General features: G+C 34.6%; 7 protein-coding genes and 4 pseudogenes. 5 read left to right on the top strand and 6 right to left on the bottom strand.

Annotated elements, in window-relative coordinates:
- The 5 genes and pseudogenes from AC1DIT_RS26725 to AC1DIT_RS26705 all read right to left on the bottom strand — a co-directional run.
- On the bottom strand, positions 1–159 hold a 159-nt coding region (locus AC1DIT_RS26725; RefSeq protein ID WP_476998537.1), incomplete at its 3' end, for a site-specific integrase.
- Between the two features lie 184 nt (positions 160–343).
- Positions 344–433: pseudogene (locus AC1DIT_RS26720) on the bottom strand (SMI1/KNR4 family protein); the annotation flags it as partial.
- Positions 434–539: 106 nt separating this feature from the next.
- Positions 540–1118: a suppressor of fused domain protein gene (locus AC1DIT_RS26715; protein WP_016114773.1), complete on the bottom strand. Its 579-nt coding sequence runs from the start codon at positions 1116–1118 to the stop codon at positions 540–542.
- Between the two features lie 29 nt (positions 1119–1147).
- A pseudogene (locus AC1DIT_RS26710) lies at positions 1148–1258 on the bottom strand (hypothetical protein); the annotation flags it as partial.
- 129 nt (positions 1259–1387) lie between these two features.
- A pseudogene (locus AC1DIT_RS26705) lies at positions 1388–1606 on the bottom strand (hypothetical protein); the annotation flags it as partial.
- A gap of 1139 nt (positions 1607–2745) precedes the next feature.
- On the opposite strand from AC1DIT_RS26705, the gene AC1DIT_RS26700 reads away from it, so the two are divergent.
- Both AC1DIT_RS26700 and dut read left to right on the top strand, forming a co-directional pair.
- Entirely contained in the window at positions 2746–2988 is a 243-nt protein-coding gene (locus AC1DIT_RS26700) for a DUF3947 family protein (RefSeq protein ID WP_016114774.1), read from the top strand.
- A gap of 153 nt (positions 2989–3141) precedes the next feature.
- Positions 3142–3489 (top strand): annotated as a pseudogene (dut, locus tag AC1DIT_RS26695) (dUTP diphosphatase); the annotation flags it as partial.
- 333 nt (positions 3490–3822) lie between these two features.
- Here the strand turns inward: dut and AC1DIT_RS26690 are convergent.
- Positions 3823–4008 carry a hypothetical protein gene (locus AC1DIT_RS26690; protein ID WP_016114776.1) on the bottom strand — a complete coding sequence of 62 codons (186 nt, stop codon included), beginning with the start codon at positions 4006–4008 and terminating at the stop codon, positions 3823–3825.
- 717 nt (positions 4009–4725) lie between these two features.
- On the opposite strand from AC1DIT_RS26690, the gene AC1DIT_RS26685 reads away from it, so the two are divergent.
- From AC1DIT_RS26685 to AC1DIT_RS26675, 3 genes are all read left to right on the top strand, one after another.
- The gene (locus AC1DIT_RS26685) at positions 4726–4920 is read left to right on the top strand and encodes a hypothetical protein (protein ID WP_476998536.1); all 195 of its coding nucleotides are present in this window, start codon (positions 4726–4728) and stop codon (positions 4918–4920) included.
- Between the two features lie 164 nt (positions 4921–5084).
- On the top strand, positions 5085–5261 hold the full coding sequence (locus AC1DIT_RS26680) for a hypothetical protein (protein ID WP_016114778.1): 177 nt from the start codon (positions 5085–5087) through the stop codon (positions 5259–5261).
- Between the two features lie 330 nt (positions 5262–5591).
- Positions 5592–6106, top strand: a 515-nt coding sequence (locus tag AC1DIT_RS26675; protein ID WP_476998535.1) for a DUF6944 family repetitive protein, incomplete at its 3' end; no start/stop codon positions are given.

Below are 6106 nucleotides of genomic sequence, written 5' to 3'. Positions count from 1 at the left end.
ATGTTCTTCCAGGGCGTGTAATGTGATTTCAGGAAGTACGATTAGATGTTTCTCTGTAGAGGTTTTTGGTTCATGAAATTCTTTAGTAATACGAGAAAGGGTTCTTCTTTCAAAATCAATGTCTTTCCATTGTAATCCAAGAATTTCTCCTTTACGCATGCCGCAGGTAATAGCCAGTAAATATGCAACATAATAGCAAAGGTAAAATATATTATGTTACTGCAAATGAAGCCTATGTATATGTGAAGTGAAAATCCGACTTTTATGAGTTGGAGTTTTTATCATACTTTAGATTTTCTGCTTTCCATATTAAATACATTTTGTATAAATTATTAAGTGCTTTTTATTCAAAACCAATAACAATCCATTCATCTACATAACTCCAAAAGTTAACATTATATTTAGGCAGCCTCTTTGCTGACCAAAAGGTAGCCAAAGGTGCCTTTCTACTTGTCTGATTTATTTAAAACTTGCTATTTAATGAGAATTATAATTTGTAAAAACAATGTTCTCTTATACTTAAAGTATTCAGCATGACATTACAGTACAGACTCTCGTTCAATATCGAAAATGTCTATCTCATTTTGCTCAAATAAATCTTCAAGCTTATTTGAACCATTTTGTTGAGCAAATAAATATTCTTTTTCTGATATTGGGACGGCAAGCAACCATGCGACTTTTTTGTCTGGGAAATCAATTGTTTGCAACTGATCTTCCCACAGAAATGGTGGCACAAAAAACATATGTTTCATTTCACTGTTAGGATAATAAAACTTCAACACATCCAAAAATATTTGACCTGGATAGATTGGCATTTTTGAATTGATTACACAAAAAGCACATGTTGCTAGTACATTTGCATAATTATTATAAGTTGTTGCGCTCGCACCAACAATTTCTACTCGTAAAGACTTTCCATCTATAGATCGTCCTATTGAATGCATATACAAGCCAATAGTAGAATACGATGTAACCCCCTCACAAGGTTTATCTCCTGTTGATAAAATATCTATATTACTTATACTATTATCATCCCAATATTTAGAAACAACAGGATTACCTCCAAACGCTTTTAAAGCTGATTTAGCAATTATTTTACTTTCATTTGATATCCCCATTATACTCTCCTATCTTTCGCCAATACTTCTTAATAATTCCAGTCTCCAAAATAATCATCCGTTAAATCTTCACCTTTAGCATTATCCCAGACATCATCTCTTACGCCCTTTCTATATCCTGAAGGTCTGGTGTAAGTTTTATCGCCTGAGTCACTTTCAATACCATTTTCTTTTTTATACTTATCCCAAGTCTTACTCATTTCATCCTTACTATATTTACCTTTGTTGGCAGTTCGAAATTCATTCCATGTCAATGGGTTAGAACTACTACCACCAGAAGACGAAGAAGACTGGAATTTTTGAAGAGTATCAATACTATTTTGAATTGTATTATACTATACAAATCCACCATGTGTAACAACACCCACTCCAGCTGCTGTAAGAGCTGCATTAGCGGGAAGAACTCTTGGTGATGCTGCCCCAACAGTTACTCCTTCTAAAAATACAGTTCCAACATTAGACCCTGTTACAAGGGCAGAACCACCTAAACATTATGGAAGCTGTAGACAGAGCGATTGACCAAAATGCAAAGCGTTGGAAATAGATCAGTGGCATTCTATTCGATTGGCAAAAGAAGAATGTCAAAACAATTGCAGATGTAATCAAGCTCGATGAAAATTATAAAAACCGAAGAGGTGGTGTAAAAGCGGCAACACGTCGGAAACGCTATGGCAGTGGTAATGCAACGAGCAGAAATTATGAGGAAGAAAATGCGAGCAGAGAGCGGAACATGCCAAGCTTTATTAAGCGAGTATAAGTGCTCAAAATGCATGGATTCAGAAGTTGTTTTTTATGAAGAAGTGAATGAATTTGGTAGGAGTAAAAAAATAAGGACAAGCAGTCGTACCTGCCGTCCTCATTAGGAGAAAGATTACCCTGGATAAAAACCACGAATAATCAGAAAACACGCTCGTAAATAGTGTTAACGTAAATTTAAATATATATACAACAAAATGGGATAAGCAAAAAATTCTTATCCCAAGAAGGGTAATTTAGGAGAAATTCAAAACACCAAAATGACTCGTATTGGTAAATAGATTCGTTGATAGTATATGTGAAATGAAAAAGATTATACGAAAAGCAGATAGCTCTTTATGCTATCTGCTTACGTTGAAAATTATGTTTTCTCAAAAAACAGTAATACAGCAACTCACTTATGGGTAGTTTGTGTGAATTAAAAAAGTTTATACAAAAAAAGGGCAGACAACGCTTTTGGTTGCCTGCCGGTGGGTTGAATGAGTTAGCGAATTGCAATAAATTGCGTTCTCATTACAAGAAGAGTGAAGCCGCTAGTTCGGACGGCTTAAGGATAGTGTGGGCTAAGAAATATGAATTTATGTGAAAAATGTAATCTGTTACGTCCAAATGAAGAAATAAATAGATATTCATCAGACAAGGGAAATGGAGCATATCTTTAATGAGGTATAGAAAACTGTCAAATTGGGAGAAACCTTAAAAAGCTAGGCGACAGCTTAATCGAAGGGAGAACGGAGAATATGGCTGAAGAGAGAAACTGGGATCAAATCTGTACAAAGGCTGAGAAGTTTCACAAATTATCAACTTTAAATCAATATGCATAGTATGAAAGATGGAAGGTGAGAGTATTTACGAGGAGGGGGGGAAACGAATGTTTCCCAATTATTTTTACAATGAAATGCGAATGCGTCCTTTAGGAGGGCAGGGTCCTGCACAAAGTACAATTCAAGCTGTTCACCAGGCTATGCAAGCACAGCAACAAGCGTTACAAGCACAACAAATGCACCAAAGTATACAACCTTACTATTCATCGCAATATTATTACCCGATGTATATTACACAGGATGGAATGCTTTTTTCAGGGATTCCGCATGAAACTGTATATGGTTTATAGCAAATAATAACAGGAGACATTGCTGTTCGATGGACACTTATTCATAAATAATTTAACAAAACGCTTTTTAATTAAGTTTCAGCTTAACAAAAGAGGATCTGCCACGAATAGCAGACTCTCTCTTAAAATGGAAAAGAATAACTCTTACCTTACTCTTTTATCTGGCGAGGAGAAATGAAGGTTGTGCCAACAGGATTAGCTTTTGAGATTCCACCAGGATACGAATTACAAGTACGACCACGTAGCGGTATGACGCGTGACACGAAGCTACGAGTGATATTAGGTACGGTTGATAGTGGTTTTAGGGGAGAAGTTGATGTCATTGTTGATAACAACGAACGAGTATTGGGAGCGAATATGCAGGCTCATGTTATTGAAAGAGGGACGCGCATTGCTCAAGGCGTTATAGCGCCAGTGGAAACAGCACATTTTGTGGAAGTGGACGAGCTATCGGAAAGCCAAAGAGGTAAAAACGGATTCGGATCAACAGGAACTAAGTAATACCAAATTTGAATTTTGTTCAGGGTGAAAATTTAGTGAAACAAAAAGTAATGAATAAAAGGAAAAATCCCTGGGGGACAGGGATTCGATAAGGGAGATATTGTTGTCGTGCAATGTCGAAATTTGGCATATTCAACAAATTAATATTATCACGAATTTTTAGGGAATTGTGATAGTGGATGTGTCAAAAATGTGTACGGGTTTCATATACAGGCGTTATTTTACAATTATCTCGGCCGAGCCCTTCATAAGGAAGAAAGTGGTTTTAAGGATTTTTAAGAAAAATAAAAAGGACAGCCGATATTTGCGACTGAACTTTTTTTATAAAAAGCTTTATTTATCTTCAAGAGGTTTCATAACACTAGATGGAAGTTGATTGGTTGGAGCTAATACAGATTCTTCACTTGCTGGTTGAAGTGTTTTTAATTTTAGGAGTACACCTGCCTCTGTAGCAATTTCGTCCTCTTTTGCTTGATGTTGATGGCTTGATGTAGATATATTTTCATTCGCTTTCTCCATTTTACATCCCTCCTGATTACATGTAGGTATACAAGCGACATAATTGTTGAAAATTACTAAAGTGTTTTTTAGTATTGCACTGATTATGAATAAAATGTATTGAAAAATCTTTTAGTAATAAATGCCGTTGTAACAATAGTATAAGATAGATTTAAAATATTATGCTGGATGGGAAGAGAGATGAAAATCAAACAAAATAAAAGCTTTATTTTATAGCAAATAAAAAGAGAGAACACATATGAATGTGCTCTCAGAAAGGTAGATTTTTTATGAGAAAGGGTCTACATAAAATAATATATGCTTGTCTCAGTTAAAGGTGAAAAAAATCAACAAAAACGCTATTTTGTATGTAATAAAAATGCCATCTTTCAATGTGAGGGCATATGAGTAAGCATGTCTTATATCCATAATATATGCTTACCCTATCAAATAGTGACAAGTTAATAAAAATAAAAGAGCAGCTAGCAAAAACTAACTGCTCGGCTCCAATGGGAGACTGGAGAAAGATTATTGTATCTACAGTATTGACGGAATATTGAGTTTTATTCAAAAGAAAATGTTTATTAGGGAAGTCACACCAAAATCTTTGTTATTAGCCATATTAGATATGAATATTATTACTCTAAAATACAGAATATAGACTAATAAACAAGCTGTTTTTTATTTTTAATCATAGAATATGATGAATCCTATTATAAAGAGGAGGTAATCATATCTATGAGATGTAATTGTCATTTTAATCGCTTTCGAGATTGTGATAGATTTTGGGATAACTTAATGTTYTGYAGAYGCAGACATAGAGATTGTGATGAYCGTCGTTGTAGACGCGACTGTGATTGYGATGAKTGTCGTCGTAGACGTAAACATGATTGTGATTGCGATTGCGATTGCGATGAGCGTCGAGAGTGGTAAAATTTCTTGAAAGAGYGCTTTTCTTCAAAGCACTCTTTTTTGTTTATGGATTTTCTGAATTCTTTATTGATAGTAGTTATTTAATAGAAAGAATGTAGTTGTAATTCAATTTAAGGGCTAACAAAACAAACGAACACAACGAACAAAAATAGAGGAGGGGAATTATGGATTCTAAAGTATTTACTATGCAAATGAATGGTGAGAGTAAAGATGCAACTGCATATGGGAGTGGGATTACCAATTTAATACAGCAGAGAAAATGGTTTGTTCCTATTGGTCAAAGTCTAGAAAAAATCATTTATCATGATTTTGATGAAACATCACACATGGCAATTGGATGAAGAATTTAGTAAATTGAAAAAATATTTATAAATTGCACACCTTTTGAACTAGGCAAGCATATATTGAAGTATGGGACAAGCGTAAATCGCTTTTTTCATACTCATTGAAAACTCCTTATCACGAAAGAGCACTGTCGAGTGCTCTTTTTAATTTGGAATATATACATAGGTGAAAAAGCTTGGAGAAGTCATTTCATGCACAAAATGAAATGTGTGAAAATATAATGGGAAAATGTAGGGAAGACATAAATATTATTATTTTACAAGTGGGTATTGATGTCCGTGAATCCATGATAAATAAGATGATTCTAATATAGGTGGATGAATAATATGAATCCAAGAAATTTAACGGTTACGGGAGCATGGTTTCAAGTAGGTGGAAATACGATAGCTGCCATTGGAACTACAAGAGGGTTTATAGGAGAAGAAAATGTTGAAGAACCACTTGTAATTGTAGGTGGATCATTACAAGCTCTTGGATATATACTGCAATTGATAGCGTTAAAAGATTCCTTTGAAAAACAAGGGATGAAAGTAGAAGAAACTGCACTGAGTAAAGAGGAACAAATGAAACAAAGAAATAAATCTTTGGAGAAAACAGGGATTGAATTATTAGCTTTAGGGAATGTTTCAAATGTAATAGGAACGTTTTTTAATATACAAAAAGAAATGGAAGAGAATGATTATCTCATTATCACAGGAAATAGTCTACAGTCTATTGGTGCATTTGTAGGGGTAGAGGTGGCACTGAATGAGGAGCCTGAAATTCCATGGTTGATTGTAGTGGGTAATTCACTACAAACGCTAGGAGCTGGATTGCAAGCATTTCAAGGCATACACAACAT

This window comes from Bacillus sp. 05T22 (assembly GCF_056396765.1).
Note: the sequence above shows the minus strand (reverse complement) of the source record. Positions and strands in the feature narration are given on the sequence as shown.